This is a genomic window from Ktedonobacter sp. SOSP1-85 (genome assembly GCF_016587415.1).
Lineage (GTDB): Bacteria > Chloroflexota > Ktedonobacteria > Ktedonobacterales > Ktedonobacteraceae > Ktedonobacter.
The window spans coordinates 2118194-2144682 of the sequence record NZ_BNJI01000001.1 but is presented as its reverse complement, the minus strand read 5'-3'; the positions used below and the strand labels follow the sequence as shown (position 1 = coordinate 2144682).

19 protein-coding genes are annotated in these 26489 nt (G+C 55.5%); 9 read left to right on the top strand and 10 right to left on the bottom strand.

What is annotated here, in order from left to right:
- Positions 1-610 precede the first annotated feature (610 nt).
- The gene (locus KTE_RS09010) at positions 611-1432 is read left to right on the top strand and encodes an alpha/beta fold hydrolase (RefSeq protein ID WP_201380359.1); all 822 of its coding nucleotides are present in this window, start codon (positions 611-613) and stop codon (positions 1430-1432) included.
- 219 nt (positions 1433-1651) lie between these two features.
- On the opposite strand, the gene KTE_RS09005 is transcribed toward KTE_RS09010, so the two are convergent.
- Positions 1652-2281 carry a hypothetical protein gene (locus tag KTE_RS09005; protein ID WP_201380357.1) on the bottom strand — a complete coding sequence of 210 codons (630 nt, stop codon included), beginning with the start codon at positions 2279-2281 and terminating at the stop codon, positions 1652-1654.
- 53 nt (positions 2282-2334) lie between these two features.
- Between KTE_RS09005 and KTE_RS09000 the strand changes: the two genes are divergently transcribed.
- Positions 2335-2493: a hypothetical protein gene (locus KTE_RS09000; RefSeq protein WP_201380355.1), complete on the top strand. Its 159-nt coding sequence runs from the start codon at positions 2335-2337 to the stop codon at positions 2491-2493.
- Between the two features lie 98 nt (positions 2494-2591).
- Here KTE_RS09000 and KTE_RS08995 read toward each other — a convergent pair whose 3' ends face one another.
- On the bottom strand, positions 2592-3026 hold the full coding sequence (locus KTE_RS08995) for a hypothetical protein (RefSeq protein ID WP_201380354.1): 435 nt from the start codon (positions 3024-3026) through the stop codon (positions 2592-2594).
- Positions 3027-3536: 510 nt separating this feature from the next.
- Here KTE_RS08995 and KTE_RS08990 point away from each other — a divergent pair.
- The 3 genes from KTE_RS08990 to KTE_RS08980 all read left to right on the top strand — a co-directional run bounded on the left by KTE_RS08990 (position 3537) and on the right by KTE_RS08980 (position 7793).
- Positions 3537-6014: an endonuclease MutS2 gene (locus KTE_RS08990; RefSeq protein WP_201380353.1), complete on the top strand. Its 2478-nt coding sequence runs from the start codon at positions 3537-3539 to the stop codon at positions 6012-6014.
- A 332-nt stretch (positions 6015-6346) separates the two neighbouring features.
- Positions 6347-6859, top strand: coding sequence for a large conductance mechanosensitive channel protein MscL (gene mscL / locus KTE_RS08985; protein ID WP_201380352.1), 513 nt, complete (start codon positions 6347-6349; stop codon positions 6857-6859).
- A 400-nt stretch (positions 6860-7259) separates the two neighbouring features.
- Entirely contained in the window at positions 7260-7793 is a 534-nt protein-coding gene (locus tag KTE_RS08980; protein WP_201371056.1) for an adenine phosphoribosyltransferase, read from the top strand.
- Positions 7794-7869: 76 nt separating this feature from the next.
- On the opposite strand, the gene KTE_RS08975 is transcribed toward KTE_RS08980, so the two are convergent.
- Complete coding sequence (locus tag KTE_RS08975; RefSeq protein WP_201380351.1) at positions 7870-8490, bottom strand: nitroreductase; 621 nt, start codon at positions 8488-8490, stop codon at positions 7870-7872.
- 213 nt (positions 8491-8703) lie between these two features.
- Here KTE_RS08975 and KTE_RS08970 point away from each other — a divergent pair, with 213 nt between their 5' ends.
- Entirely contained in the window at positions 8704-9846 is a 1143-nt protein-coding gene (locus KTE_RS08970) for a hypothetical protein (RefSeq protein WP_201380350.1), read from the top strand.
- 50 nt (positions 9847-9896) lie between these two features.
- On the opposite strand, the gene KTE_RS08965 is transcribed toward KTE_RS08970, so the two are convergent.
- From KTE_RS08965 to ppc, 5 genes are all read right to left on the bottom strand, one after another.
- On the bottom strand, positions 9897-10634 hold the full coding sequence (locus tag KTE_RS08965; RefSeq protein ID WP_201380349.1) for a metallophosphoesterase: 738 nt from the start codon (positions 10632-10634) through the stop codon (positions 9897-9899).
- Between the two features lie 76 nt (positions 10635-10710).
- Positions 10711-11970 carry an argininosuccinate synthase gene (locus tag KTE_RS08960; protein ID WP_201380347.1) on the bottom strand — a complete coding sequence of 420 codons (1260 nt, stop codon included), beginning with the start codon at positions 11968-11970 and terminating at the stop codon, positions 10711-10713.
- Between the two features lie 2 nt (positions 11971-11972).
- Positions 11973-13379: an argininosuccinate lyase gene (gene argH / locus KTE_RS08955; protein ID WP_201380345.1), complete on the bottom strand. Its 1407-nt coding sequence runs from the start codon at positions 13377-13379 to the stop codon at positions 11973-11975.
- Positions 13380-13382: 3 nt separating this feature from the next.
- Positions 13383-14690 carry an argininosuccinate synthase gene (argG, locus tag KTE_RS08950; RefSeq protein WP_201380343.1) on the bottom strand — a complete coding sequence of 436 codons (1308 nt, stop codon included), beginning with the start codon at positions 14688-14690 and terminating at the stop codon, positions 13383-13385.
- Positions 14691-15259: 569 nt separating this feature from the next.
- The gene (ppc, locus tag KTE_RS08945; protein ID WP_201380341.1) at positions 15260-18169 is read right to left on the bottom strand and encodes a phosphoenolpyruvate carboxylase; all 2910 of its coding nucleotides are present in this window, start codon (positions 18167-18169) and stop codon (positions 15260-15262) included.
- 1258 nt (positions 18170-19427) lie between these two features.
- Here ppc and KTE_RS08940 point away from each other — a divergent pair.
- The 3 genes from KTE_RS08940 to KTE_RS08930 all read left to right on the top strand — a co-directional run bounded on the left by KTE_RS08940 (position 19428) and on the right by KTE_RS08930 (position 23429).
- Positions 19428-20621 (top strand): protein kinase, encoded by a 1194-nt coding sequence (locus tag KTE_RS08940; RefSeq protein WP_201380339.1) that lies wholly within the window; start codon positions 19428-19430, stop codon positions 20619-20621.
- Between the two features lie 175 nt (positions 20622-20796).
- On the top strand, positions 20797-22146 hold the full coding sequence (locus KTE_RS08935) for an FHA domain-containing protein (RefSeq protein WP_201380337.1): 1350 nt from the start codon (positions 20797-20799) through the stop codon (positions 22144-22146).
- A 146-nt stretch (positions 22147-22292) separates the two neighbouring features.
- Positions 22293-23429, top strand: coding sequence for a serine/threonine-protein kinase (locus KTE_RS08930; RefSeq protein WP_201380335.1), 1137 nt, complete (start codon positions 22293-22295; stop codon positions 23427-23429).
- Positions 23430-23537: 108 nt separating this feature from the next.
- Here the strand turns inward: KTE_RS08930 and KTE_RS08925 are convergent, their stop codons facing one another.
- Together KTE_RS08925 and KTE_RS08920 are read right to left on the bottom strand one after the other, a co-directional pair.
- A complete protein-coding gene (locus KTE_RS08925) occupies positions 23538-24020 on the bottom strand; it encodes a response regulator transcription factor (RefSeq protein ID WP_007907237.1) in 483 nt (160 codons plus the stop codon).
- Between the two features lie 108 nt (positions 24021-24128).
- Positions 24129-26303: a sensor histidine kinase gene (locus KTE_RS08920; RefSeq protein ID WP_201380332.1), complete on the bottom strand. Its 2175-nt coding sequence runs from the start codon at positions 26301-26303 to the stop codon at positions 24129-24131.
- Positions 26304-26489: the final 186 nt, after the last annotated feature.

Here is a 26489-nt window from a genome sequence, read left to right as displayed (position 1 = left end):
AACAGGCAAGCTTAAAAATTGTTTTTCTCGTTGAAGTACCTTTAGCCGGGTAGGGAAAGAAGCTTTCCCTACCCGGCTAAATATTTCCTCAGCGAAGGCTGGAGTAAGAAAATGCTCGAAAGATATGAATGGTCGAGGCGCTTGCAAGAAACATTGCAAAGGAACATTTATGACTATGTCCAACATACATGGCGTCTCTCAGATCTGTATAGTGATAATGTAGATAAAAGTGGCTCAGATTACGTGGCTATAGTTAGATGGGTACGAGAAAAGTGCGAACAGAGGAACTGTATATCCTGGCTCGATAATGCTACTGCCAACATTTCTAGAAGGCCTTAAGAAGGGTTTTAGGAGTTGCTTGTATGGAAAAGTTGAACATATTTCAACGGAATTGTCTTGTTATTGGTACCGATTTGGCGACCATTTATCGCCTGGAAAAATGCTTCACACTTGGTTTCTTCCATCACCATTCTGTACATTGTGGTATCATTGATAGAAAATGTGGCAGAAGTTGCCGCTACTTCTCGTTTCGTTTGTTCATGCAATGATAAGGATTAAGTCAAATCCGATCACAATACTGACAAACGACACTAAACGGAGGTATGAGCGCGTGAAATGTAACCTGGGAGATCTGGCGATCTTCTATGAAATCAGAGGCGCTGGTCGGCCCATCGTCATGTTGCCTGGGCGGCCAAGCGATCATCGTATTATGGAACGGTTCATGGAACCTCTTTTCGCGCAGCGGGATGGCTGGCTACGCATCTATCCTGACTTACCCGGCACAGGGCTCACCCCGAGCGTGGACCGTCTAGCCACGCACGATCAGATGCTCGAAACTGTGCTGGCGTTCATCGACAAGGTCATCCCAGACCAACGCTTCGTGCTCGCTGGCATGTCCTATGGTGGCTACCTGGCTCGTGGTGTACTCTATCATAGGGCGGCGTTGATCGATGGCGTGCTGCTCTGTGTACCTCAAATGAAGGCCGATCCCGCCCAGGTTCATCTCCCACCCAGGACCACGCTTGTGGAAGACCCGATGTTAATGGCCCAATTAGAGCCGAGCGAGGCACAGATCATCGCGGACCTTGTTGTGGTACAGAGCCACACGGTGGTGGAGGCGATGCGCGATGTGCTGGCAGAGGTCCAGCTAGCCGACCATACCTTTCTCGCTCAGCTAGATCCGGCTGGCCCCTTTTCCTTTGATGTGGATCGACTTCCCACTCCCTTTGGTGGCCCCACGCTCATTCTGACTGCACGGCAGGACCAAATTTGTGGATACCGGGACGCCTGGGATCTGTTGGACAACTACCCCAGAGCGACGTTTGCTGTACTTGATCGGGCTGGACATTTTGTGGATATCGAACAGAATGTGCTGTGCCACGCCCTCATGCGTGAGTGGCTGGATCGGGTGGAGGAAGACGAAAGCCGCTGACCGCCCACCGGCCTGGTATCTTTGATGGGGAGAGGAAGTCGAATCCATATACGGCGGCAGTTATAGGGGCAGTGATGGGAGAAGATTTCTTCCGTACCGATTCGCGCTCCCTGACCGATGCTCTGACACGTGTGGTTATTCACTATACACGTGTAAAATGGGAGATCTCCTTATAAGCGGAGTTGTGAGGCCATGCAAGCATGGCCCCTACACATGATGCTAGCCGAGTTGGATGCTCATGTCTCCGTTGTTGAGGGTGATGCTCTTGATGGGGCGCTTGAGTCGGGCCTGGGCGTCGGCGAAGTGTTTATTGAGCAGTGTCGTGATGTCGTCAGAGGAGAGAACCAGGCCGATGGGTCCTTCCAGGGTAGTGTTGGTGGCGACAAGCTTTCCATCTTGTATTTGGGGTAGGACTGAGATCGCGCTAGCGAAGCCATAGACTGTGAAGCTTAGCCGCACATGATCGGGTGTAATCTGAGTGCTGGGGTTCTGGACCGGGCTATTTGGTGGTAGGTTGAGCACGACCAGGTTGTTGAATGTATCTTGCGAAACCTTCAGGGGCGGAATAGGCACATCGATCCCGGGGGGAAGTGGGGGAAGTCCGGGAATGTTTGTTATATTCGATGCGTCCGGTACCTGGTTCACAGCCCTCGTCATGGCGGCATCTAACTCTTGCGTCGCCATATCGTGAGCGTAAGGGCGTATGCCGAAGGTCCAGATGGCTCCCAGGGCCAGGACCAGTATGATAAGAATAGAGAAACAGCCCAGGGTCAGGCCTGCGCGGCTACGCTTACGTGGTTGAGGCCTCTCCTGGACTGCTGCTCCTCTTGGATCTGCGTTTGGTTGCATGTTTCTCTCTCCTGCTGAATTTCTCTGATACTGTGGAAACGGAGCAGGAGGCATTGAGGGAGACATTTGCCCTGGTCTCTGGTAAGAAGTTCCTGCTTGTGGGCCTGGTACTGGCTGTTGCCAGGAGGGTTGTTGTGATGGACCCGCGAGGAACGTCTTTTCCTCATGGGGATTGCCCGGCGATGATGGCTGCCAGGCAGGTGGCGCGCTAGATTGTACGGTGGCTCCACATTGAGGGCAGAAGCTGGCCTGCCTGTCGATTGGTGCGTTGCACTGTCGGCAATTCATATATTTCCCCCGTTTATTGAGGTTAACGCTCGCGATGCAAAATCTCGTCCATGGATTGGATGATGCGTTGACGCAGGGCCGGGTCCGCGTTAATGGCTTGCGCGACCTGGTTGATGAGGGCCTGTTCTTGCTCTGGCGAGAGATGGTAGCCATATTGCTGGTGGACTGCGACTGCTGCGCCACGGCGTACCTTTTCCTCGTCGCTAAACTGAGGAGGGGGAAGGGCCTGGGTTGCGCGCTCGCTGGTGGTGCCGGGAGGGCTTGCGCCTTGCAGGGGTTGCAGGCCCTGAGCGGCAAAGGCGATCTCGTTGCCAATCAAGTGCGCTGAATGAGGTGTGGCTCGCTCTACATGGACGACGACGCTCTGACTCTCCTCTTGCAGTTGGGTAATAGTGCCTTCCAGGTAGATAACCTCTGGCGCTCCCCAGAAGACACGCTCGCCTTTTTGCAGGATCATCGCTTTTCAACTCCCATCCTTTGATGCAGGTCATACAAAGGCCCTTTCTGCATATACGTTTGTCACAGGGATAGGGTTTTTATGTATAGAGTGTGGTCGCGTCTTCGGCGCCGAGGCGCCGAAGACGCGACCACACTCTATACTCTTGAAAAAGGTAGTTGGCTTATTGTCGTGAGCGACAATATATGGTATCTTAGTCAAGAGCGGGCGGCGGCGAGCAGCATCTTCTATTTTTTGTTAGTAGTGCGGACTGGACAGCAAACCCCTGAAGAGAACACACCCATGATAGTTCTGGCTTAAGACCATATTGTACCCTCTGTTGTGCCATGAGTGAGGGTCGCCGAAGTAATTATTCTGAATTTTCCTCGAAGTGCCTCTTCGAAAACCTGAGCGCGCTTGCCCCAGAATGGGGGGAGCGCTAGCCACAATAGTGGCGCTGCGCCCCCGAATGGGGGTTGGTTTTCGCATAAGAAGGATGAAGCCGTTGTGCCCACCTCCGGGCGCATAGCCATGTTTAAGGACATTTTCAATACGCATATGCACGAAAAAAGTTTAACGACGCTCGAATACCCCAAAATTCTGGCGAAAGTAGCGCAAGAGGCGGCGTTTTCCGCCAGTAAAGAGTTGGTCTTAGCCCTGACGCCCACGCCGGATCTGGATGAGGCGCGGCGTCGCCTGGCATATACAACTGAAGCAGTACGCTTGATCGACCTGTATCCCGATGTAGGGGTGCGGGGCGCACACGATATTCGCCCCCTCCTGGTGCGTAGCTCTCGTGAGGGCATCCTGGCGCCTTCCGACCTGGTTGAGGTTCTAGAGACAGTGCGGAGCTCGCTGTATGTGGCGCGCCTGCTGGATAAGCTGGAGCCGGAGCACTATCCTCTGCTGCATACACTGGGTTCGGATATCCCCCAGCGTCCACAGATCGTTCGTCGCATTGAGGAGACCGTGAGCGAGGAGGGCGAGGTCCTGGATACCGCCAGCCCGACCCTGCGAAAGCTCCGTTTCGATATTCGCGGTGCCAGCCAGCGCCTGCAAGATCGCTTGCGATCCCTGGTGGGTGAGTATGGCAAGCACCTGCAAGAGCCGATCATTACCATGCGCAATGATCGCTATGTAATCCCGGTGCGCGCCGAGAGTCGTGGCCAGGTGCGCGGCATTGTCCATGACCAATCTTCCAGCGGCGCAACAGTCTTTGTTGAGCCTATGGTCGTGGTCGAACTCAATAACCGTATCCGTGAGCTACAGGTCGAGGAGCGGCGCGAGATCGAACGCATTCTACGTGTGCTCTCCGCCGAGATTGGCCACGAGGCCGAGTCGCTCACGGTCGCGGTCGAACTGCTGGCCGAGTTTGATACCTACCTGGCAAAGTCACGCTATGCGCGTATGACGAGCGCCAGCGAGCCTATCCTGAATGCCGAAGGGCGTGTCGACTTGCACAATGCGCGCCATCCCCTCCTGACCGGGAAGGTGGTGCCGACGAACTTCTACCTGGGGCGCGAGTTCCACATGGTGGTGATTACCGGTCCTAACACAGGTGGTAAAACCGTCGCTTTGAAGACCGTGGGTCTGCTGACCCTGATGGCGCAGTCTGGCATGCATATCCCGGCTGACGTGCATTCGGAGATTGCCGTCTTCGAGGATGTACTGGCCGACATCGGCGATGAGCAGAGTATTGAGCAGAGCCTGAGTACTTTCTCCTCGCACATGAGCCGTATCATTGATATCCTACGGCGCGTGGAGGCGGTTCAGCAACAAGATGTGCCGGACATTCATGGTCGGCTGGCGGAGACGCTGGTGAAGCGCCAGAACCATCATGTGCTGGTACTCTTTGATGAGCTGGGCGCGGGTACCGATCCCAGCGAAGGCTCGGCCCTGGCACGGGCGATTCTCTCCTACCTGCTTGAGCGTAAGGTCTCGACGGTGGCGACCACGCACTATACCGAGCTGAAGGCCTTTGCCTATGAGCAGCCAGGCGTCGTCAATGCCTCAGTTGAGTTTAATGTAGAGACGCTCTCGCCAACCTATAAGCTGAGCATCGGTCTGCCAGGCCGTAGTAACGCCCTGGCAATCGCGACGCGGTTGGGTCTGGATGAGCCGATCATTGAGAGCAGCCGCCAGTTCCTGGGCAGCTCTGGTGTGCGTATGGAGAACCTGCTTGAGGGTCTGCAAAGTGAGCGCCAGGCGGCCTCTGACGAGCGCTATCACCTGAGCATGGAGCGGGCTGAGGCCGAATACCAGCGCAAGCAATTGCAGGAGGAGCGCCATCGCCTGGAGGAGGAGCGTGTTAAGATCATCAACCAGGCACGGGCGCAGGCGCGACGTGAACTCGACGAAGTCCAGAACAAGCTGGCGAAGATCCGCGCTACCGCTGATCGAGCCAGCGTCTCCCGCGAGCGCCTGAACCAGGCGCGGGACACCGCTCGCCGCCTGGAGGACAAAGTTGCGCTGGTGCCTGAGCCAGCCCAGCCGCGTAAGGAAGATCCGGCGGTTCAGCGTCTGGATGGTCCCTTGCAGGTGGGTGACACGGTCCGTGTGCTGAGCTTTGGTCAGCTCGCGGAGTTAGTTGGCCTCTCGCCCGATCATAGCTCGGCCGAGGTGCAGATGGGATCAATGCGCTTCCGCGTTGACGTGGATAACATCGAGCGTGTCAGCAATCGCCAGGCCTCGAAGGAGCGTGAAAAGAGCGTCGTCCCTAGCGCGCCCAGCATTGTCATGCCGCGCTACGAGGACCGCCCGGCGGTCTCCATGCAACTTGATATGCGTGGCTGGCGCGTCGAAGATGCTCTGGAGGAGCTGGAGACCTACCTGAACGATGCTACGATGGCGGGCCTCGCGCTTGTACGCATCCTGCACGGCAAGGGAACGGGGGCGCTACGCTCGGCGGTACGCCAGCAGCTCTCGCATCACCCCCTGGTGAAGTCCTTCAACTCCGCGCCTCCTCAGGAGGGCGGCGATGGCGTCACCGTCGTCAATCTCAGCGCATAAACTGGGAAAAACAAGCGCCTCTTGCTTGCGCTTCTCATTTACATGAGTAGGGGTATGTGATGAGGGCCTGGCTGTGCCAGGCCCTCATCACATACCCCTACTCATTCCGCCACCCAGTGGCGAAAAAACTAAAAATCATGCATATCTAGTCATGAGCATGTATTTTATGCTACGCTGTGGGGAGAATTGGAGAAGGCACGATAGCTAAAACTCGCAGCGGGTCCTGATCGTGCTACATGCATAAAGTAACGTTCTCCACCAGAACGTTTTCTCTTTTTCCCTCAGATCATTTTCAACATCATTTGTAGGAAACAAAGGAGCGTGGCTGTTTTATGAGTCGTTTCGATACATTTAGAGATTATGGTGAGCGCGGCTGGAAGGTGGGCATGGGGGAGCTGGGGGGCTTCCGCAAATTTATCTTACGTGGCAATGTCGTCGACCTGGCCGTTGGTATCGTTATCGGTGCCGCATTTACAGCGGTCGTCAATGGCTTGGTCAAGGATTTCTTGACGCCGTTGATTGGTATTCTCCTGAATCAGTTTGGATTTACAGCGAATTTATCGAGTGCCGCAGGAAAGTTTCAGGGGCAAACCTTCGCCTACGGCGACTTTCTTAATGCACTAATTACCTTCTTGCTTACGGCTTTGGCTCTCTACTTCTTTGTGGTGCGCCCGGTGACTGCTTTGCAGGATCGCTTTACGTCGAAGAAGGAGCCGGAGGCCCCCACTACGCGCGAGTGCCCCTACTGCCTGAGCACGATTCCGCTCAAGGCGACGCGCTGCGCGTATTGCACGGCTCAACTGCCACCATCTGAAGAGCAGCAGCAGGTTGCGGCGCGCTCATAGCGTTTCGGGCACCTGGAGAGGGGCCTGCCTGGTTCGTTGCGGGCCTTTGGGGTAAAGGGAGGTGTGATGGTGGCCCGGGCGCAGCCAGGCCATCATCACACCTCCCTTTCTCTCTTACCCTGCTTGCACGTATGGGTATCCTGACGCTATACTGCATATGGAAAAGAAAACAGGAGCACCATAAACGAGGAGCCTGGATTTTCAGTGCGTGCTGAAGAGGGGTACGTCAAGTGTATAATATTCTTGGCGGCCCCTATGTTATTGTTCATTTCTGAACGCTAGTAGTGCCTCTCGAAAACCTGGGCGCGCGAGCGCTAGCCGCCCCCATTCGGGGACAAGCGAGAGCGGCGTTGGTTTTCGCATAAGGAGGCAGAATTCATGGAGACAGAGGAGATCGCTCATGTCGTCAACATCTGAGCCAATACGCCTGGAAGATCGCATTCGCGACATTCAAGACTTTCCCCAGAAGGGGGTGCTATTCAAAGATATTACCCCCATGTTGCAGGATGGACCGTACTTCCGCGCGGCGATTGAGCGCCTGGCCGCGCACTATGCCGGGGCCGATATTCAGGCCGTTGTCGGTGTAGAGTCACGCGGGTTTATCTTTGGCGCCCCCCTGGCGTATCTGCTCAATTGTGGTTTCGTGCCGGTGCGTAAGTTTGGTAAACTTCCGGCGGAGACTATTAACATTGAGTATGCCCTGGAGTATGGCACAAATATTGTCGAGGTGCATAAGGACGCTATCAAGCCTGGGCAGCGTGTCTTGATCGTGGATGATCTGTTGGCGACGGGCGGAACGGTAGAGGCCGCTATCGAGTTGGTTGAGAAATTAGGTGGACATATCGCGGGCGTTGCTTTCCTGGTCGAGTTGAGCTTCCTCAAGGGACGCGAGCACCTGAAAGACCACGACGTCTTCGCGCTAATCAAATATTAATAACCAGTTTAAGCATATGAAAAATGGCTGAGCATTGCTCCTTGCAGGCGCAATGCTCAGCCATTTTTCATATGCTTTATTCTTCCCAGCCATACCAGGTGGTTTTCTGGGAAAGGGGAGTTGCGCGGCGCTCCAGGCGGGGGATGGCTGGATAGCCCACGTAGAGGAAGGCCACAATATGGTCTTCGGTCTCGATCCCTAGCCAGCGTTTGACCTGGTCATTATAGGCGGCATCACCTGTGCGCCACATGACCGCCAGTCCCAGCTCTTCGGCGACCAGCAGCATATTCTGGACTGCCGCCGCCGTGGCCTCGACATTCTCAATATCCAGGGCCTCGTCGTTGCGGGGAAACTCTGAGACGACGGCGATAATCACCGGGGCGCGCAACGGCTTCAGGCGCTCTTTCTCCAGGCGCGCCTGCACCTGGGTCAGGGGAAGATCGCCCAGGATTGAAAGCAGGGCCTCCTGCATGACCAGTCCCAGCTCTGCACGTGCCTCGCCTGCCAGCACGATAAATTTCCAGGGCTCGGTGCGGTGGTGATTGGGTGCATGGGTCGCGGCCTCTAGAATCTCCTCAATTTGTGCGCGGGTTGGCACCTGCTCGGTCATTTTGCCAATACTGCGCCGTCTTCTTATGGTTTCAATCACGCTCATAGGCTTTACAATACTCTCTATCTCTACTCTTGTCGTTGTCATAAACCTGTCTGCTCGCTTTTGCGCTTATATACATCGGATCAAAAGGCTATTGAGATATTATAATCCATTACGGCGCGCTTTGCTGATTGCCATGCCGTTTAATTGAGGCGTGCTTAGATGTAATGAAGTTGGGAACAAACTGTATCTATGCGACGTCTCTAAAGACGAGAAAACTAATGGCTTTGACTTCGGTTGAGGTGAAGGAGCATTGATATGGATGCAAAAAAATGGTTTGTTCCTTTCTATGGACTTATTTGGGTGGGGGTATCTCTCTGGCTCAGTGGATGTGGCAGTGTAGTAGGACAGGGAACGCCACCTGCATGGAAGCCTGGTACCCCGACAGCTAATCCTACGCGTGTGCAAATTACACTAGACCTGGTAGGACCATCTACGCAGACAAAGCCGGTTGTGACACTGACAAATGCACAGATGGTGCGACAACTCTACAGTACTATCTATGCCTTAGAACAGATGCCAGATAACATCGCCTGTACTGCTGAACGCGGCCCTCACTACATGCTGACCTTCCTGGAAGGCGAGAGGAAAGCTGTTTCGGTGCTGGCCCAGAGAGATGGATGTCGTCCCGTTTCTATCAAGGGTGAGGCTGGGGATCGCCGAGCTTCAAATGAATTCTGGACATTACTGGATAAGGCTATTGACGTAGCGACGCCTGCCGCAAAGCCTCAGAGTGTTGCTATTCTGCATACTCTTCAGCCTGAAATGCAGGTTGAGAGCACGCAAATTGCGGATACTGTTATTGCACAACGCCTCTACAATAGCATCCTCAAACTACAACTTTTAGCTCCATTTCCTCAGTCTACAGGTCCAGGTTGTCAGGAGGAGACCTATCCCGAGTATCGCCTGGTCTTTCATACTGCGGAGCAGGTGATTTCTTCGCTAATCAATAAAAGCTGTGGCACTATTTCACTGGATGGTAATCATCTATCGCGCACCGGTACCTACAAACGCGATACTCAATTCGATCAGCTTTTTGCGGAGATGTTACGCCAGGCCACCTTCTCCCAGGCACGTCCCGATCAGCTAATGCTTCAGATTAATAGCAACACTGGAGATCAACAGAAGCAGGTTAAGGATGTAACACGGCTGTTGAAGCTCTACGACAAGGTGCTGACGCTCCCTACAACGCAGCCAGAGCCGAACTGCCCTTCAAACGAAGACAAGATTGCTGGTAAAGCCAGGTATACGAGCCTGAATTTTACGCAGTGGGATCTGCCCGTGCTCAGCGTTAGTGTCTATGAGGGAAGTTGCAAGCGTATTGACCTGGGACTGACCAGTAAGGTCCTGCGGGGCGACCAGGAGTTCTGGGATCAGCTTCACCATTTAGCGCAAGCGTAGAAGCCAGGCCAGCCTGGCTTCTACAAGGTTTGTTTATAGGAAGGTACATGCTATTCGAGGCCCCACTCGTTGTTGGCCCAGTCGGCGTGGGGCATGCCGCGTTCAAGGGAGATGGCGCGGAGGCGCTGTGGATCGAAAGGCGTGCGCCGCAGATCTACGCTCAGGTGCTTGCCTTCAATGGTAAGGATGGCGTATTCGGCCCAGGGCGGGTTGCGGATGGCGTCCGGAGGCGAGACGCGGTCCATGGCCATGCCAACGCTGCCGGGATTGAGAATGAGTTTATCGCGGTAGCGCCGCCAGAGCTGGGCGTGGGTATGTCCTCCGACCAGGATGGTGGCCGGGGTTTCGCCAAAGATAGCATCAAGCTCCGCTTCGCTAGTGATATCAAGGATGCGCTCGCGGTAGGAGCGGGGCGAGCCATGATAGGCAAGGAGGGTATGCTGGGGTGAGAGCGGGATCAGAGCGCTGGCCTGAAAGCTGCGAATAAAGGCCTTTTGCTCCTCGCTGATCTGCTGCGCGCACCATAGATCAATGTCCTGGCAGTACTGGCCGAAGCGGGTGGTCTGCTCCTTGACATGTGGCGAGAGCAGCCAGTCGTCGGTATTTCCCATGATGACGGGCCAGCCCAGGGCTTTGACGCGGTCCAGAGTCTCTCCAGGTTGTGGGCCACCGGCGGCGACATCGCCCAGGCAGAGAATGTGATCTATCTGCTCATCCGCTAACTCTGCTATGACAGTCTCCAGGGCGGGAAGATTGCCATGGATATCTGAGAGTATGGCTAAACGCATGGCGCGCCTCCTTGCAAGCAAACTAGGGTATAGTTGTGGAAACAGGTCGCCAGCGGCGACCTGTTTCCACAACTATTTATTCTGCGCCTTTGAGGACTTTGGTGTTGCCACTGTTGAGCAGGTTTTCCTCCAGCCCGAGGGAGGGGAGAATCTGCGCCTGGGCCTGGGTGTTGAGGGGCAGGCCCCAGAGCTTGATAAAGCCCAGGGCGGCGTTGTGGTCGAACTGGTCGCCACTGTCATAGGTCGCCAGGCCGTGGTCATAGAGCGAGTGCTCGGACTTGCGTCCCACGACTGTGCAATGCCCGCGCGAGAGCTTCATGCGCACGGTGCCGCTGACGAAGCGCTGGGTGCTCTGGACATAGGAGGCCAGATCCTGGTGCAGAGCACTATACCATTGGCCGTTGTAGATGAGGCGCGCATACTCGCCCGCGACAATGTCTTTAAAGCGTACCTGGTCGCGGCTGAGGGTGATGGTTTCCAGCGCCTGGTGGGCGGCGTGCAGCACCACAGCGGCGGGCGCCTCGTAGATCTCGCGCGATTTGATGCCGACCAGGCGGTTTTCCACATGGTCGATGCGCCCGATGCCATAGGTCCCGGCAACCCGGTTCAGGGTCTCGACGATCTCGGCCCCCTCCTGTTCCTCGCCATTGAGTGCCACGGGAATGCCTTGCTTGAAGGTAAGCTCGACATAGGTAGGAGCTTTGGCCTCCAGGGTGTCGGGATCACTGGTCCAGGCATAGACATCGGCGGGCGGCTCGGCCCAGGGGTCTTCCAGGATGCCGCACTCGATGCTGCGGCCCCAGAGGTTCTGGTCGACCGAGTAGGGGCTGGCGCTGGTCACTGAGATGGGAATGTTATTCTCGGCGGCGTAGGCGATCTCGTTGTCGCGTGTCATGCTCCACTCGCGCACGGGGGCGATGATCTTTAGATCAGGCGCGAGGGTGTTGATGGAAACATCGAAGCGTACCTGGTCGTTGCCCTTGCCGGTGCAACCATGTGCGACGGCGACGGCACCTTCCTGGCGCGCGACCTCCACGAGCAGGCGCGCGATCAGTGGGCGGGCCAGGGCCGTGGCGAGGGGATACTGCCCCTCGTAGATGGCCCCAGCCTGGAGGGCGGGCCAGACAAAATAGCGGATGAAGTCGTTGCGACCATCGACGACCAGCGCCTTGACGGCGCCGATCTTGCGCGCACGCTCGGCGATGGCGGAGAGATCGCGCTCATTGCCCACATCGATGGTCAGGGCGATCACATCCAGGTTGTATTTCTCTTTAATCCAGCGAATCGCGACGGAGGTATCCAGTCCCCCAGAGTAGGCGAGTACCACGGTTCCCATAGTTATTCAATCTCCAGAATGGCGGTATGTGTTGGTCCGACGAGTGTTTGGATGGCCTGTTTGAAGGCCTGGGCGCGCGTTTCCCAGTTTGTGTGGGCCTGGGCAAGGCGCTCTTGAGCCTGCCCAAGATTCAGATTTCCCGCGCCTCCCAGGTGATTGCGGGCATGCAGGCGCGCGACAAGCTGCTCCTGGCTCTCAACCGGGAAGGGGACCTTGCTGTCAAGCTGGGCGGTGACCTTTTTGCCCACGATGCGGTAGGCATCGCGGAAGGGCATGCCCTCGGTCACCATCTCATAGGCCTGGTCGGCGGCGAAGAGTTCAAAGGTGCAGGCCGCGAGCGCCCGCTCGGCGTCGACTTCGATATGGCTCATGACCAGCTCGCAGATATCCAGGCTCTCTTGTACCAGGTCGAGGGCCGCGAAGAAGGGTCCCTTGGTCTCCTGGTAGTCCATATTGAAGCCCGAGGGGAGGCCGCTCACAATGCCGAGAATCTGCTGCTGAAGCGCCAGCATGGTCTGTGTGCGCGCACGCACCAGTTCCATCACGCCTAGATTGCGCTTCTGAGGCATGATGCTGCTTCCGGTACAGAGTTCCTGGGGAATGCGTAGGAAGCCGTACTCAACCGTTGTGTAGAGGAGCACGTCCTGGGCCAGCTTGCTCAGGTCAAGCATGATCTGCGAGAGCACCTGGACGACCGCGGCCTCGGTCTTGCCACGGCTATTCTGAGCGTAGATGACGTTATTCTGGACGCGTGCGAAGCCGAGCGTGTCGGCGACTACCTGGCGATCAATGGGTAGGGGAACGCCGTAGCCTGCCGCTGAACCCAGCGGTGATTGATCGTTGAGCGCATAGACGCTAGCTAACAACTGCTCGTCGTCCAGCAGCGATTCGGCGAAAGACGCGGCCCAGAGTCCCACAGAAGAGAGCATGGCGCGCTGCATATGCGTGTAGCCAGGCAAGGGCACGTCTTGATAACGTTCCGCGAAGGTTAGCAGCGTGCTAGTGAGCGCGAAGAGCCTGGAGCTGACCTGGTGGAGCTGCTCCTTGCCGTAGAGGCGCATATCGACGAGCACCTGGTCGTTACGTGAGCGGGCGGTATGGATCTTCTTGCCCGCGTCCCCGGTTCTGGCCGACAGGAAGTTCTCGATGCTGGTATGCACATCCTCGTCGGAAGGGAGAATCTGGAATTGTTTCTCGGCATCTAGTTCTAGAACGGTGCAGAGGGCCGCGTGGAGAGTCTGGTGTTCCTGCTCGCTTAACACCCCAATCTTATGCAGCATGGCGGCGTGGGCGAGCGAGCCCCAGACATCGTGGCGCACGAGGCGAGCGTCGAGGGCGCTGTTCTGCGCGGCCTCGTAACGCTCGACCTTCTCGTTCAAACTATAGCCTTTCTGCCATAGTTTTGTCACGTTTTACAATCCTTCCTGGGTAATTCCTGCCAGCTTATTGCGGCGAGCGATCAGCTCGTAAGGGAGACCGCGTAGATGCGCCGCGGGGGCGCACTCCTTCTGATTAAAGCTGGCGCTATTGATTGAACGCACATCGGGGAAGAAGAGGCCGCTGTGCGAGGAGCGCGAGACGATGTCGATATTGCCCTTGTAGAGGCTGACGACGTACTCGCCGCTCACGGCCTGCTGTGTAGTACTGATAAAGGCATCGATGGCGTTCTTGAGTGGGTGGAACCATTCACCGTGGTAGACCATACTTGACCACTGGGCATCTAACTGACGCTTCAAGGGTACCTCTTCCTTGGTCAGGCAGTAAAGTTCAAGATCGCGGTGCAGCTTGAGCAGGATCTGGGCGCCGGGAGCCTCGTAGATCTCGCGCGACTTCAGGCCCATGATGCCGTCCTCGAACATGTCGATCTTGCCGATACCGTTCTCACCGCCCAGGACATTGAGCTTCTGAATGATCTCGTCCAGGGGGAGTGCCTCGCCATCAAGCGCGACCGGGAGACCGTGCTCCCAGGTAATCTTGAAGGTCGAAGGTTGATTAGCCGCCATGTGGGGCGGCTTTAGCCACATCCAGATGGAGTCAGGAAGCTCGGTATCCAGGCCGATACCACCACTTGCAATGGAGCGGCACCACATTGTCTTATCATCCCCACCGGCGATCAACTCTTCGACCGGAATACCGAAGTTTTCCATTAAGAGCTGCTCTTCGCCGCGTGTCAGGTCGAAGTCACGCACAGGGACAAAGGTGGGCAGGCCGGGCGCGAAGAGGCTAAAGACATTGTGCATGCGGTACTGGTCGTTCCCCTTCCCGCTAGAACCCTCCATAAGGGCGTCGCAGCCCAATTCGAGCGCCTTCTGGGCAACTTTCTTTGCGATGAGCTGGCGGGTCATTGAGGTTGAGATGGGATAGCCATTGTAGTCTGAGTTGGCCTGAATGGCTTTGGTAAGCCATTGTGTGGTAAACTCCTCGCGGGCGTCAAGCACGATAGGTGTGATGCCCAGCATCTCGGCGCGTTGGATGCCCATGTTGAGCTCTTCTTCACCCTGGCCCACATCTACGCTGATGGCGTAGAGCTTGCTGGCATGATACTTGGTTTCAGCCAGCTTGACACAGAGTGTCGAGTCCAGGCCGCCCGAAAAGGCGAGGGCAATGGTATTTCCCTGGGGAACGTCAACGGAGTTGACTTTGTGGAGGGCCAGGGCAAGCGCGTCCTGGCTGCTGGTGGTTGTAGCCTGGGTCAGATGTGTCTGATTGTTGGTTACCATCGTGTGTACTCCTTCAAACTGAGAAAATTTTCTGGAAGGAGCGGAGATGATCCTTAAACGGCCTTCGCCCCTTCCGTCACATTTGAAGAAGGGACGAGAGCGTCAGGAAAAATTCCTGTACACACCCGTGGTGCCACCCTATTTGTCTTTCCTTCGATCTGGTAACGAGCAACGATGGAGGAATCTCATTACCCTACGTCTTTGTAGCGAAGTCACGAAAGACCACTTTTCTGGTTATGTGCTGCGTGGTAACCGTCCACTCAACCTACTTACCCTTCATATCTCTCCGGGGAGGGATGCAAGTGATTTTCTTCGGTCGACCGCTCACGAAGGCGTTCGAGAAGTGCCTGGCCGTTCCGAACTTCCACTCTCCTTCGGATCGCTGTTGGCTGCTGCTTCTGTACTTCTTTCGCTCAACGCGGGACAGACTCAGTATTTCTGTTACTGTTATTTATGATACAGGTCAGCCCACAAAATGTCAATGGGGAAAAAGTGAGTGAGTGTGTGCGTGCAACTGTAGCTCTGCCACAGTTGCACGCACACAGTACCATGAGCGCCATAGACGTGGATTAGCCGGTATTGCGCAGGCCGGCGGCGATACCGTTGATGGTGAGTAGGACGGCGCTTGTAAGGCGTGCGCGCTCTAGATCCTGCTCGGTCGCGGATTCTTCCTCATCTTTGCTCAGCATGAGCGGCCCTCCGAGAACACGGAGGCGCTGGATGAGTTCGACCTGGAAGTAGCTCAAGGGATCGACATAGGGATTACGCCGTTTAATCGATTCCTGGAGCACACGCGAGGTATCGAGAAGATTTTTGCCTCCGACGATGCTGATGACCAGCCTGCGGGTGCGTTCATACTCCTCTTGAATTTGCTGGGAGATGCGCTGGCGTAGCGCGGGATCTTCCACAAGTGAGGTATAGCGCTGGGCGATATGCATATCGGCCTTGGAGAGCGTCATCTGCAAATTATCCAGGAAGGCGCCCAGGAAGGGCCAGTGGCGATACATGTGGCGCAGCAACTCCAGGTGCTCGGGATGATCGGCAATGTATTCTTCCAGGGCGCCCCCGACTCCGTACCAGCTTGGCAGCACATAGCGGCTCTGCATCCAGGAGAAGACCCAGGGGATGGCGCGAAGCTCCTCAATGGCGCGATTTTTTGCGCGCCGTGCTGGACGCGAGCCGATGTTGAGCCAGCCCAGTTCTGAAACAGGGGTTGCTTGCTCAAAGAAGGTGATGAATGCAGGATCATTGTAGATGAGGTCACGGTAACGTGCGTGCGCCTTTGACGAGAGTTCGCGCATGACGTCTCGCCACTCTTCAGGAGCATGCGGATGGACATACTTCTCAATGATGCGCTCATCGGGGATGCTGGCACGGGCCACGCCCGCTGCCACCAGCTCCATATTGCGAATGGCGATCTCGTAGAGACCGTATTTGAAGGAGAGCATCTCGCCCTGCTCGGTAATGCGGATGTGCCCATTGACGGTGCCTGGCGGTTGGCCAAGGACTGCCTCATAAATGGGGCCGCCGCCGCGTCCAATGGCGCCGCCACGTCCATGGAAGATTGTGATGCCTATGTCATGCTTACGTCCAAGCGCGGCCAGGCGTAGCTGCGCCTCATAGAGCTCCCAGCTTGAGGTGAGAATGCCGCCGTCTTTGCTGCTATCGGAGTAGCCAAGCATCACCTGCTGCTGGCGCTGGCAATTGGCCAGGTAGACGCTATAAACGGGATGCGTAAAGGCTTGATCGAGGATATCGGTGCAGTTATGCAGGTCCTCGATGGTCTCGAAAAGCGGAACGATAGGCAGGTCGTTGAGGCCAAACTCCTTGCAAAAGAACTGCACTTCCAGTAGATCGCTCAGGCTATTTGACATGCTGATGATATAGCAGCTAACGGCACGCTTACCGTATTCATCGCGTGCCTGGCGAATAGCCTGGAAGGTGTGAATGATATGCCAGGTGTCGTCACTGAGCTTGAGTCCGGGGCGCGTCAACACGCGTGGATCCTGGAGAAGTTTTTCTAGGATGCGCAGGCGTGCTGGCTCATCCAGGGTGCGATAGTCCTCCTGACAGAGGCCCGTGAGCTGAAGTAACTCGGCGACGGCATTGGCGTGTCGTGCGCTATGCTGGCGTACATCCAGGGCCACAAAGTAGAAGCCAAAGAGTTCGACCTGGCGTATCAGGTGCGCAAGGTCGCCTCGGGCCAGCTCGGTCTCGCCATCCGCCAGCAGGCTATCCTGGATCAGGCGCAGTTCCGTCAGCAGCTCTTCCGCGCTTGAGAAGGCGATGGAGGGCCTGGCTTTCTGCCTGGACTGCGGGGCAAAGGTCTGAGTATAGGGTTCGGTCGATGAGGGAGGCGTGATCGTGGTGCCCAGGCGTTTCCAGATGAAGGAGAGCTTGCGCCGGTAGGGTTCGAGGGCCGTTTGTGGACCCAGTTCTTGATCATATTGTGGTAACAGGAGCGTGTCATGCTCGATAGCTTCCTGAAGTTCTGGCGTAATACGTGTGTGCGAGAGAGACTGTGAATATTCCTGGGCCAGGAGTTCGATGGTGTCGCGATAGTGATTGATGATGTGTTCGCGCTGAAGGCGGAGCGCGGTATGCATGGTTTCGGGTCCGACAAAGGGATTGCCGTCCTGGTCACCGCCAATCCAGGAGCCCAGGCGTAGGAAGGGGGGAACCTGGGCCTGGGGATAAACCTCGTGCAGTAGATCCTCAAACTCGGCATAGAGGTCGGGCAGGGCCTGGTAGAGCACTTCATCCAGGTAGTAGATGCCCATTTTGATCTCATCAATGGGCTGTGGGCGTACCCGGCGTACCGCGTCTGTGCGCCAGAGCAGGTCGATTGTACCCTCCAGGTTGTGCTGCCAGCTTTTTTGTTGGCGCGGCGTTTTGATCTTCCCGTGGTCACGGTCCTCAAGCAGACCCGCGATGCGACTGGTTTTTGTGATCAGGCTGCGGCGCGTGGCCTCGGTGGGATGAGCCGTAAATACCAGTTCGATGGCAAGCGAGTCGAGGAGTTGTTGGAGTGTCTCCTGGCTGAGCTGTTGCTCTTTGAAGAAGGCGATCAACGCCGCAAGCGAGCCACGCTGAGGCGTGTGGTGAGGTGTCTCCTCATAGACCTGGCGACGCCGGATGCGGTGATATTGTTCGGCTGTATTGACCAGGTGAAAATAGACAGTAAAGGCGCGAATAACATCAACTGCCGTGTCCAGGTCACAGGTCGCGACAATGTGTGTAATTTCCTGGTCGAGCTCATGAATTTCTGCGTGCAGGCGTTGGGCTTCTGTGTCGCTGGCATGCGCAAGAAGATCGGTGCACTCGCGCAGGCGCTTACAGGAGATGCGCAACCGTTCGACGGTATCGAAGACGGTGTATCCGCCATAGCGCTTGATGGCCTGCCCCAGTGCATCGCCCAGGGTGCGAATATCGTACCGCAGGGGAGCATCTTTTTCGCGGCGAGTTTCTTGTTCTAGCATATGGCACATCTTCCAATTCAAATACTAGCGCGGCCTCCATTGCCACTGACATGCTGGCTCGTCGTTGCGCCCTCCTCATTTTATCATACACAAGATGCGCGTATTGTGCTCCTGGGTTAAGAAGTGTGCATGGAAAAAAGACTTTGCCCTCTTTCCATGCACACTTCTTAACCCAGAGGCTCATTGCGTGAGCCGAGGTAAATGAAATGCTATATAGGGAGGGGATGGATAAAATGCACAATATTTAGTGCCAGAGAGAATCTTCGTATGGATAATAAGCACTGTTTGAAGGGCTGTGCGATTGCTGCTTAGCAAGGGGTATTTGTGTAAATTGCACATAAAGGATGGTGAGAACTTCTCGTAAAATAGCTATTTAGAAATGGAGCGCTGCTATTTATACTTATAGCAGGTAGGCGAAAGGTTACGTTTTGGCGGATTCGTACAAAGCGTACAAAAGGTGACTATCAAGGGTGATAGGCACAGCTAGGAACCATTCTCCAATCACAGGAGTGGTCTGGCTCGGCGGCGAGTTGTTTCTTGTGAGGTATCGTGCTCAGATATGCTGAATCCTTAAGAGTGTCTGGAGCGCCCGGCAGGGCGAATAGAAGCAGTGTCCTTCCAGCGTTCTTCTTCCGCAGCATTCCATGAGTAGTTGGCCGAAAGGCTGTGATGGGAGAGTCCTCATTTTGAGGCTCTCCTATTTTTTTGCTTTTGGCGTGGTCTCTTTGGGTCTGGCAACCGGTGAAAATGCAACTTCATCCTTCTGTCGCACGTTTCAATTACAAAGTGTAGCTATAAAGCGCAACTAAAGTGCAATCTCTGTTGGGTCAAAACCTCAGCAGGATGACGTTTATATTATGTCAGTCCTAAAAGAGAGCGCTTTTCAAGGCTGGTATGATAGAATACGCTGTCAGAAACCTTCGCATCTCTGGAGAGGAGGGAGCAAAAAGGGTAAACTTTTGCTGTCTCTCAGGTGCGTGAATACTGGAAATAAAGAGCGGTTTGATCGCCATCCTGAAGGAGTTTAGCCAGCCTGATCTCTGATTGTACCTGGCCTAAAAAAGCATGTTCTGCATGTTTTATTAAAAGGGGCAATGGAGCGAGGTAGGAATGGCTGTATACTCCCATGACATGCGTAAGCAGATGGTGTATAATGAAGCCGCTAATATGGGATGGATATTGTCAAGTGGAGCAAAGTATTTGCCTTTGTTCCCTTACTCTGCCTGAAGGCATGAGGGTGTCTCCACAAAGGGGTATTATGAACGGCGACATGATTGGTCACATCATCAGGGATCGCTATAAGCTTATTGACGAACGAGGAAGAGGGAGCTTTGCAACTGTCTATGTTGCTCGTGACCTCAAGAGCAATCATATTTACGCCGTAAAAGTCATGCACCTGGATCTCTCAAGCGACGAGGACTTATTGGCACGCTTTCAGCGAGAGGCGCATATTCTTTTGCATCTGAATGATCCTCACATTGTGCGCATTGTTGACTATGGCAATGATGGCAATATGCACTATATTGTGATGGATTATATAGATGGCCAGAATTTGAAGTATTATATGATCAATGATGGTTTGATGGACCCGATCCGGGCCATTGGGTATGCACGTCAAATCGCTGAGGGGTTGTGTATCGCACATAAACAGGGTGTTGTGCATCGCGACATCAAGCCGCAAAACATCCTTATTAATACAAGCAATCTTGTGAAGATCACCGATTTTGGCCTGGCGCGTGGTCGCGAAACGGTCACGTTGACTCAGTCCAATGTCTTTATGGGGACCGCTAATTATATCTCGCCAGAACAGGCTGAAAGCAGCCGTTCGGCTGATACACGCTCTGATCTATACTCAATTGCCGCGGTCTTATTTGAAATGCTTACGGGTCGCCCCCCTTTTCAGGGGGATACCGCAGTGGATATTGTGATCAAGCAGATCAATGAGAAGGTGCCCTCTATCTGTCGGCTTCGTTCGGATTTGCCGATGGAGACCGATCTCTTTATGCAGAAGGCACTCGCAAAGACACCGGATGAGCGTTATGCAACCCCCCAGGAATTCATTGCGGCATTGGATCAATTGCTTGAGCGCTTGCAAGCGAGTGGCGTTGGACGTCCATCTGGCGCCGTAGCCGCGGCTTCACAGCAGAAAGAGGCCCGCCTGGTGGCGCTTGCGAATGGTCAGCCCTACGCCCTCAAGGGTGAACTGCTTGTAGTGGGGCGGCACGATCCGACACTAGGTATATATCCCGACATCGACCTGGAGCATAAGACCGTTGGGCGAAGACACGCGTATCTGCGTAGACAGCAGGGAACATATACGGTAGAGGATCTGAATGCCCTGAATAAGACGCGCCTGAATGGAGAGATTTTAACGCCGCATGAGGAGCGTAAGCTTAAGGATGGTGATATTCTCCGCTTCGGCAATGTTGAGGTACGCTTTGAATTGCGATAGTTGTTGTGTGTCGGCTGGCCTGAGTTTGTTGCACACAAGCGCGTCGCAATCGTAGGGGTGCCCGCAAGGGTGCCCGATTGAGTTCGGGTGGCAGCTGTTCGCGACTGGAGAAATGCCTGGCTCCTTGTCGCGGCGAGATTACTTCTGCCACCCCTACAATCAGAGGGGTAAAGTTATGAAAGAGGCCAAGCACATTTTTGTATTAGGGGTTACTTTGCCTGTGAACACGCCAATAATTATAATCGCCATTCTTGTTCTCGCTGTTGTTATCTTGATTGCCGCCTTCTTGCTTATTCGCAGTAGTGGCAAGAAAAAGGCTGAGGCTTCTAGCGCAAGCGACTGGCAGAGCCAGCAGCAGCCGGGCTGGGGCCAGGGCGGAGAGAACAACGCCTGGAATCAGTCACAGCAGCAGCAGCAGGGAAGTTGGGGAGCGCAACAGCCGCAACAGCAACAGAGCTGGGGCCAGGGCGGAGAGAACAACGCCTGGAACCAGTCACAGGCCCAGCCACAGCAGCAGGGAGGTTGGGGAGCGCAACAGCCGCAACAGCAACAGAACTGGGGAGCATCAGCTGCGCAGCAGCCACAGCAGCAGCAGAGTTGGGGCCAGGGCGGAGAGAACAACGCCTGGAATCAGCCACAGCAGCAGCAGCAGGCAGGTTGGGGAGCGCAACAGCCACAGCAGCAACAGGGCTGGGATGCCGCGCAACAGCCACAGCAGCAACAGGGCTGGGATGCCGCGCAACAGCCACAGCAGCAACAGGGTTGGGGGGCGTCAGCCGCACAACAGCCGCAGCAAGGTAACTGGGGAGCCTCCCCAGCAAGCGCGGCTCCGCAGCCTGCTAATCAGTGGGGCAATCCAGCGACCGGTGCGGGTTCACAGCCTTCCTGGAACGCGCCAGCGGCCACACAGGAGCCCTGGAACCAGGGGCAGCCGCAACAGGGGCAGGAAGCCTGGAACCAGGGGCAGCAACAGCCCTGGGGAGCACAGGCTCCTCAGTCGCAGTCCGCGCCTGCGTCCTTTGGTGGCTCCAATCCCTCCTGGAATCAGGCAGCATCTCAGCCACAACAGCCGCAGCAAGGGGCCTGGGGTGCTCAGCCTGGTGGGGCACCCGCGTGGCAACAGGGTGGCGCGGGACCCAATACCCCGGGGATGCAGCAGGATCAGACCGTGTTTGCCTCCGATGCCGATAGAACCGTACTTCGCCCCGGTGGCCAGGCTGGTGGCCTGGGTATGGTACGTGTCGAGGAAGGTAAAGAGCCTGGCCGTATCTACGAGGTGCGCAAGGATAGCCTGAGCATTGGCCGTAGCCGCGAGAGCGATATCTTCCTGGAAGACCTGGCTGTCTCACGTCTGCATGCTTCTATCGTGAATATGGGCAATGGCAACTATGCCTTGAAGGACGAGGGCAGCGCGAATGGCACGAAGGTCAATGGGCAGCTGGTGAATAAGTACCAGACGTATCAGTTGCAGGAAGGCGATCGCATTCAGCTGGGACAGACGGTCCTGGTCTTTGCTAGGCGTTAGTCCCGCTTCTCTTGCTTGAGAGCGCGAAACATGGTACGTTGTAGTACAGCACAAAAATCTACAGAAGGAACATAGATACTGCCACGTAGGCACGAAGTGCCTCTTGTATACAAGGTGCATGTATTCCTGCGTGGCATTGCGATACAATGGAGCAAGACGATCTCATTGGAACAACGCTTGGCAACTATCGCATTCTTGCCAAGCTTGGGCAGGGAGGCATGGCCCGCGTCTATAAGGGATTTCAAGAGAACCTTGATCGCGAGGTTGCGATTAAAGTGCTTCCGCCCTGGTATGCCGCGGACCGGAGCTTTGTAGAACGTTTCAATCTAGAAGCAAAACTTGTTGCTCGCCTCTCCCATCCTAATATCGTAACAGTTCATGATGCCAGTGAATATAACGGGCATCTCTACATTGTTATGCAACTGGTGACAGGCGGGACGCTGAAGAATCGTCTTGATATGTTGCATAGTGAAGGGCTGGTAATGGATATTACCGAGGCCGTTCCTATCTTTACGCAGATCGCGAGCGCGCTCTCCTATGCACATGAGCAGGGCATTATTCACCGTGATGTCAAGCCAGTGAACGTACTCATGGATACGGATCGTCCAATCCTCTCTGACTTTGGTATTGCAAAGGTTGTTGCCGTCACGCAGAGCAACCTGACGCGTCCGGGGGCTGGCGTAGGCACGCCTGAATATATGTCGCCTGAACAGTGCCAGGGAGGTTCCGTGGATGGCCGCGCAGATATCTATGCCCTGGGTGTGATGCTCTTCGAGTCTTTGACGGGGTATACCCCATTCAGGGGCGATAACTATCCCGCCCTGGCCCATAGCCATATCTATGAGCCACCACCGCGTCCCACATCTTTCAATCCACATATCCCGGCCACAATTGAGCATATCATTTTAACGGCCCTGGCGAAAAATCCCCAGCAGCGCTATCAACGCGCCAGCGACATGGGGGATGCACTCAGTAAAGCGCTTAGTTCACTACAAGCTGGGCCGGCAGCTAGCTATCCAGCAGCTAACGCGCCAGCGAATCCCTACTATGCTCAACCAAACACCAGTGCCTATGTGCGACCACAGCAACCGGCTGCTCCTTCTGTGGCTGAGAGTCGCCAGGTGGCGATGTATCCCTGCCATTATTGCCAGCATTATAATAAGCCCAACATGCGCTTCTGCACGCGTTGTGGGGCGCCCATGAACCAGTGTGCCTCGTGCGGTACGATGAATCCAGCTAATAATCGCTTCTGCACGGCGTGTGGCCAACCCCTGATCGTCTAGTCGTGGGGCGTAAAGAGATTGATTTTGTGCTCTGTCCGACGCTGCTAAAGCACGCGTCTACATATGACGTGTATATGTAGACGCGTGCTTTAGCAGCGTCGAGCCGTTTTAGGTCAGGCGATCACTGGGATTGGCGCGGAGCCGCTCAAGCATTTTGCGTCGCTCTTCAAGGCGTTTGTGTTGCAGCATCAGGCGTTGTTCTGCTGTTAGTGAGAGGATCGTGCGCACACGCTCAACAATAATGCTGGGCTGAGTGGGTTTGGTAATATATTCGATGGCGCCCTCTTCGATGCCCTGGAGTTGTTCAGATAAATTAACGAGAGCGCTGAGGACGAGGACGGGAATGGGGGGATTAGTCTGATGGCTATGCAGCCAGTGCAGAACGTCCCAGCCAGAAACCGGGCGCATGACCAGGTCCAGGATGATCAGGTGGGGGCGAAACTGGGGAATAAGGTTGATGGCCTCCTGCCCATTATAAGCGGCCTGCGTTGCAAAACCATTGTGCTCTAAGAAGAAACATAAAACCTGTTGAATGGCTGCCTCATCCTCGACAACCAGGATCCTGTGTTTCGCTGGAGACTCGTTCTGCATCTTTCTTGCCTCTACTCTCTCCAATTTCTATTTGGTGGTGTGCTGGGCCTCGCAGCCGCAGGCTGCGAGGCCCAGCACACCACCAAATAGAAAGAAGTTGCAACGAGATTAACTATTCAAGGCATAGGTTGGGCGCGAGCGACGGAGTGGGAAGCGGACCTCCGCAACTGTATACTCCGCCGTCTCCCCGCTGGTTTGCTCGCCTTGTTTGGTGCTAGCGGGACGGGTGATGGTCTCGCGTCGCAGCGCAAAGCGGCCACCGAGGTCGCCAATCAGGTTCTTGATAAGGGAGAGACCCAAGCCCTCGCCGCTCTCGCCTGGCTCCTCCTGCTGCTCCTGCTCGGCTGATGGCCCCTTGCCGCTATCGAGTACCTGGATGGCGACATATCCATCCTCTTCCTCGAAGCCGCGAATAATGACGGTGCCGCGTGTTACTTCGGCCATGCCATGCTTAATCGCGTTAGAAACCATTTCGTTAATGACCAGGGCGAGGATGGTTACGGCCCGGGAAGGAATAACCACGGGACAGGTCTCGACCTGGAAGGAGATGCGCTTCTCGGGCGGACTAAGGTTGGCGTTAGCAACGCCCACAATCTTGCGCGCGATATCGTCGACGCGCGCCTCGCTGACATCTTCATGTGCGAGCAGGTCATGTGTGGCGGCCAGGCCTTGTACACGGTTGACGCTCTCCGCCAGAATATGGCGTACCTCGGGCGACCTGGTGCGCCGGCGCTGAAGCGAGAGAATACCCGCGACCGTGGCCAGGTTATTTTTGACGCGATGATGTAACTCGCGCAGAAGCACTGATTTCAGTTCGAGTCCACGCCGGGTCTCTTCGTAGAGGCGCGCATTCTCGATGGCGATGGCGGCCTCATTGGCGAAGGTAACGACGAGCTGCATCTGCTCAGGACTGAGAAGGTGACGATGGCTACTGTAGATGCAGATACAGCCCAGTACCTTCTGCTTAACCTTAAGCGGGACACAGAGTACCGAGTGGATCTCTGATGAGAGCGTCGGGTCATCATGAATAAAGCAATGCTCGTCGGCATGGAAGCAGTCCACCGCCATGCTGGGACGCCCGGTCTGGACGGTTCGGCCGGCGCAACACTGGCCCACGCCAATCTGGAGATTGCTCGCCTGCTCGGGATTCAGCCCATAGTGTGCCAACACATGCAGGCGTCGCCGGTCGGGATCGAGCTCAAAGATACACGAGCGCTCGGCACCTGAGAGGTGCACGGCCTGCGTGGTGATAATCTGCAATACCTCTTCCAGATTGAGAGTGGAGGCGATGATATAGGAGACGCGGTGAATGGTGGCGAGTTCGTGCACCTTGCGGCGTAGCTGCTCGTCGGTCTGCTCGTAGAGACGGCCATTCTCGATATTGATGGCGATGATGCCCGCAATTACCTCGACAAAGTTAACCTCGTCGCGGGTGAACTCGCGCGGCTCGCTTGATTGCACGCTGATGACGCCGATGAGGCGTTCGGCGGTGCCAAAGAAGATGATGGGGAGCGCCATCACGCCCCGGTAGGGGGTACTGTATGAGCGGGCCTCGGTGGCGAAGTTGGGGTCGCCCAGGGCGTCGTTCGAGTGCAAGGGGCGGCCCTTATCGGCGACCCATCCACTATAGCCTTCACCCAGGCGCAGAATGAAGTGCATACCACCCAGGGGACGTGGTCCATTGGTTGCACGCAGGGTCAGGACACGTTGAAGCTCATCATAGAAGAAGATGGAGCAGAGATCGACATTCAGCTCCTCGGCAATTACTTGTGCTGTGTTTTCGAGGGTCTGGTCCAGGTCCATGGCAGAGTTGCTGTAGCCATTGACCCGCTGAAGCGCGAGGAGGCGATGCTCAAGTTGCTGCGTTAAATGTGTGGTGGTCCTGGCCTGCTCTTCCACGACATGCTGGAACCCTCGTGTGAGTGCGAGGGCGCTTTTATTGTGTAGTTGGTAGAGGTATCCAAGCGTGGTCACAAGTTCTTCGGGATGCTCCTGAAAGATGTGCTTGATCTCGGTGGCTGCGGCATCCACAAAATTCTGGATCTCTTGCAGTCGCGTATCGAGCTTCTCATCATAGGTGACGAGTCGGCGTCCTACCTGCTCAAAGCGCGCGGTGAGGGATGACTCATCGTGATCCTGTGTGCCGATGAGCGTCTGAAAGAGCTGCCACGCGTCGTTCTCATTTTCTCGTCCTTGATGCCCATCCCATGCGTGTTGCAGGCTCATTTTTAAGCGCGGCAAGTGAGGTGCCAGTATCTGCTCTACATTAACGCCTTGTGTCACGTTTTTATCCTAGCTTCCAACTATCCCACGGTCTCTGTGGCCTGGATGTTTACTTGATCTATCACCTTTTATCAATGAGTGTATTGTAAAGGTGCTGCCTAGAGGTGTCAAGTAGACGGCGAACTGAGGCCGTCGCCTCGCATAGTTCTATTGATGATTACAAATATGATGATGCTTCGTCATATC

Excerpts from the sequence above, each read along its gene's own strand:
- KTE_RS08995 (WP_201380354.1), bottom strand. The coding sequence starts at position 3,026 with ATGATCCTGCAAAAAGGCGAGCGTGTCTTCTGGGGAGCGCCAGAGGTT.
- KTE_RS08965 (WP_201380349.1), bottom strand. The coding sequence starts at position 10,634 with ATGCGTTTAGCCATACTCTCAGATATCCATGGCAATCTTCCCGCCCTG.
- KTE_RS08970 (WP_201380350.1), top strand. The coding sequence starts at position 8,704 with ATGGATGCAAAAAAATGGTTTGTTCCTTTCTATGGACTTATTTGGGTG.
- KTE_RS08935 (WP_201380337.1), top strand. The coding sequence starts at position 20,797 with ATGAAAGAGGCCAAGCACATTTTTGTATTAGGGGTTACTTTGCCTGTG.
- KTE_RS08990 (WP_201380353.1), top strand. The coding sequence starts at position 3,537 with ATGTTTAAGGACATTTTCAATACGCATATGCACGAAAAAAGTTTAACG.
- KTE_RS08925 (WP_007907237.1), bottom strand. The coding sequence starts at position 24,020 with ATGCAGAACGAGTCTCCAGCGAAACACAGGATCCTGGTTGTCGAGGAT.
- ppc (WP_201380341.1), bottom strand. The coding sequence starts at position 18,169 with ATGCTAGAACAAGAAACTCGCCGCGAAAAAGATGCTCCCCTGCGGTAC.
- mscL (WP_201380352.1), top strand. The coding sequence starts at position 6,347 with ATGAGTCGTTTCGATACATTTAGAGATTATGGTGAGCGCGGCTGGAAG.
- KTE_RS08930 (WP_201380335.1), top strand. The coding sequence starts at position 22,293 with ATGGAGCAAGACGATCTCATTGGAACAACGCTTGGCAACTATCGCATT.
- KTE_RS08960 (WP_201380347.1), bottom strand. The coding sequence starts at position 11,970 with ATGGGAACCGTGGTACTCGCCTACTCTGGGGGACTGGATACCTCCGTC.
- argG (WP_201380343.1), bottom strand. The coding sequence starts at position 14,690 with ATGGTAACCAACAATCAGACACATCTGACCCAGGCTACAACCACCAGC.
- KTE_RS08980 (WP_201371056.1), top strand. The coding sequence starts at position 7,260 with ATGTCGTCAACATCTGAGCCAATACGCCTGGAAGATCGCATTCGCGAC.
- KTE_RS08940 (WP_201380339.1), top strand. The coding sequence starts at position 19,428 with ATGAACGGCGACATGATTGGTCACATCATCAGGGATCGCTATAAGCTT.
- KTE_RS09005 (WP_201380357.1), bottom strand. The coding sequence starts at position 2,281 with ATGCAACCAAACGCAGATCCAAGAGGAGCAGCAGTCCAGGAGAGGCCT.
- KTE_RS08975 (WP_201380351.1), bottom strand. The coding sequence starts at position 8,490 with ATGACAACGACAAGAGTAGAGATAGAGAGTATTGTAAAGCCTATGAGC.